Source organism: Novosphingobium sediminicola, from assembly GCF_014196525.1.
Taxonomy (GTDB): Bacteria; Pseudomonadota; Alphaproteobacteria; order Sphingomonadales; family Sphingomonadaceae; genus Novosphingobium; species Novosphingobium sediminicola.
The window spans coordinates 1-3,128 of record NZ_JACIDX010000046.1; the positions used below are offsets into that span (position 1 = coordinate 1).

The 3,128-nt window shown below is 59.9% G+C and carries 1 protein-coding gene and 3 pseudogenes; 3 read left to right on the forward strand and 1 reads right to left on the reverse strand.

All coding sequences use genetic code 11. From position 1 onward, the window contains the following. Positions 1-85 precede the first annotated feature (85 nt). The 3 genes and pseudogenes from GGR38_RS23865 to istB form a co-directional block, all read left to right on the forward strand. Positions 86-502 (forward strand): annotated as a pseudogene (locus GGR38_RS23865) (IS256 family transposase); the annotation flags it as partial. Between the two features lie 111 nt (positions 503-613). Beyond that, a pseudogene (gene istA, locus GGR38_RS23870) lies at positions 614-2,174 on the forward strand (IS21 family transposase). After that, positions 2,164-2,931, forward strand: coding sequence for an IS21-like element ISRsp3 family helper ATPase IstB (gene istB / locus GGR38_RS23875; protein ID WP_183629502.1), 768 nt, complete (start codon positions 2,164-2,166; stop codon positions 2,929-2,931). The pseudogene istA and the gene istB overlap by 11 nt, the downstream one beginning before the upstream one ends. Before the next feature lie 102 nt (positions 2,932-3,033). On the opposite strand, the pseudogene GGR38_RS23880 reads toward istB, so the two are convergent. After that, positions 3,034-3,128: pseudogene (locus GGR38_RS23880) on the reverse strand (IS66 family transposase zinc-finger binding domain-containing protein); the annotation flags it as partial.

The following is a 3,128-nucleotide window of genomic DNA, read 5'->3' on the forward strand; positions in this document are numbered from 1 at the left end:
TATAGGTTTGGTCTAAGCACCCAATTTCCTATAACAGGACAATGCCTTACGCTACTCCCGCCAACCCTCTCGTGCGCTCCGGTGAATAACAGAGGTTAAGAACCGCGGTGTCGAGGACATCCTGCTGGCCGTGGTCGATGGGCTCAAAGGCTTCCCCGAAGCGATCAACTCAGCATTTCCCGATACCATAGTTCAAACATGTATTGTCCATTTGCTCAGGAACTCCATGGATTTTGTGTCCTACAAGGACCGCAAATCCATCGCCACGGCGCTCAAGGAGATTTACCGGGCCGTGGATGCCCAGGTCGCCGAGGAGGCTATTACCGCCTTCGAGGCCAGCCCCTGGGGGCAGAAATACCCGGCCATTGGCCAGAGTTGGCGTCGCGCATGGGAGCAAGTCATTCCATTCTTTGCATTTCCTGGCGAGGTGCGGCGGATTATCTACACCACGAATGCCATTGAAGCGCTCAATTCCAAGCTGCGCCGGGCTGTTCGCGCCAGAGTGTTGAGTAGCGCCGAGAATTGACCCAGGAGAGGCAGAAATTATCACTGAGAATTGACCCATGCTTTCCTCGCCCCCGGCTGACAGTCGGGAGGCATCGGAGTGATCGACATGGACCTACTCAGTGTGATCCGCCGCTGGCACTTTCGCCAAGGCATCCCCATTCGCGAGATAAAACGGCGCACCGGCTTATCTCGCAACACGATCCGGAAATATCTTCGAGCTGACGCGGTGGAACCGGTGTTCAAGGTTCCCGACCGGCCGAGCAAATTGGACCCATTTGCCGAGAAGCTGACGGGTTGGCTTAGGGTTGAGGCAGGCAAGTCGCGCAAACAGAAGCGCACTGCCAAGCAGCTTTATGCCGATCTCGTCGCACTCGGGTATGATGGCTCGTATACTCGCGTGGCGGCCTTTGCCCGTGGTTGGAAGCGGGATCGCCAGTATGAGCAGCAGACCAGCGGGCGCGGGACCTTCGTGCCGCTGGTGTTTCAACCTGGCGAAGCCTTCCAGTTCGACTGGAGCGAGGATTATGCCGTCCTGGGCGGCAAGCAGGTCAAGCTGCAGGTGGCCCATACCAAGTTGTCGCATAGTCGCGCGTTCATCGTGCGGGCCTATTTGCTTCAGACACACGAGATGCTGTTCGACGCCCTGACACAGGCCTTCCGGGTGCTAGGCGGCGTGCCGCAACGCGGGATTTTTGATAACATGAAGACGGCGGTCGACAAAATCGGCCGCGGTAAGGCCCGGCAGGTCAATGCGCGGTTTGCAGCTCTGGCCAGCCATTATCTGTTCGAGACGGACTTCTGCAATCCAGCTTCAGGCTGGGAGAAGGGGCAAGTCGAGAAGAACGTTCAGGATGCGCGCCACCGCCTGTGGCAACCTATGCCCAGCTTCCCGGATCTTGCCGCTCTCAACGCCTGGCTCGAGGAGCAATGCGTCGCGCAATGGACAGAAATCCAGCACGGCGCGTTGCCCGGCACCATCGCCGATGTACATACCGACGAGGTGGCCAGTCTGATGCCCATGGGGAGGCCCTTCGATGGCTTCGTCGAGCAGACCAAGCGCGTGTCGCCCACTTGCCTCATTGCCTTCGAGCGCAACCGCTACAGCGTGCGGGCCTCCTTCGCCAACCGGCCGGTCAGTCTGCGCGTGTACCCCGAGCGGCTTGTCATCGTCGCGGAAGGGCAGGTCCTGTGCGAACACGAGCGGATCATTGACCGATCCCACCAGAAACCGGGACGCACGATTTATGACTGGCGGGCTGCGCGCCTCGCCATGCCCCCGGCATGGCTGCGTTTGCTCGCATCTGGCTGTCGTTCAGCGTAAACCCGGCGCCCTGCGCAATGGCGCGCCGTTCCTGGAGATGCCCGAAGCCTTCCGGCAATTGCAGGCTGGGCTGCTCAAGCGGCCCGGCGGTGACAGAGAAATGGTCGAGATCCTCTCCCTGGTTTTGCACCATGACGAACAGGCCGTCCTGCGCGCTGTCGAACTGGCGCTTGAGGATGGGGTTGCGACCAAAACCCATGTTCTCAATGTCCTGCATCGCCTGATCGACGGCAAGGCGCCACCGGCTCCTCCCATCGATGCGCCGCAGGCCCTGCGCCTTGGCAAAGAGCCCAAAGCCGATGTGGGGCGCTACGACACGCTGAGGGAGATGCGTCATGCGTCATGACCCCGCCAGCGCCGCCGTGGTCGTGATGCTGCGCGGCCTCAAGATGTATGGCATGGCTCAGGCCGTCGGTGATCTGATCGAGCAAGGCGCACCGGCCTTCGAGGCAGCCGTCCCTATGCTGTCCCAATTGCTCAAGGCAGAAATGGCCGAGCGCGAAGTCCGTTCCATCGCCTATCAGATCAAGGCCGCTCGGTTCCCCGCATACAAGGATCTGGCCGGCTTCGACTTTGCCGCCAGCGAGATCAACGAAGCCCTGGTGCGCCAACTCCACCGTGGGGACTTCATGGATAGTGCCGACAATGTGGTGCTGATCGGCGGGCCCGGTACCGGCAAAAGTCACATTGCCACCGCACTTGGCGTCCAGGCTGTCGAGCATCACCGCAGAAAAGTGCGCTTCTTCGCCACTGTCGATCTGGTCAATGCGCTGGAACAGGAAAAGGCGGCCAACAAGGCAGGGCAACTGGCCGAGCGACTGCTTAAGCTCGACCTCATCATCCTGGACGAACTGGGGTATCTGCCATTCAGCCCATCAGGCGGGGCCCTGCTGTTCCACCTGCTCAGCAAGCTGTATGAGCGCACCAGCGTTGTGATCACCACCAACCTGAGCTTCAGCGAATGGGCCAGTATCTTCGGCGATGCCAAAATGACGACGGCCCTGCTGGATCGACTTACTCACCATTGCCACATCCTCGAAACCGGCAATGACAGCTTCCGCTTCAGGGCAAGTTCCGCGGCTCCCAAAGCCAGAAAGGGATAAACCCAACTCTTGACCGTGCCCGACATGGGCAGCAGATAACCCAAACCCACCCGGGTCAATTCTTAGTGATAATCCTGGGTCAATTCTCGGCGCTACTCAACACCGTGCTATCTCGATCACCTTGAGCTGGGCGACGATCATGTCGAGCATCTCGCTGACGTCTTCACCCACCCGGCGCAACTGGCCGCCACAATCGG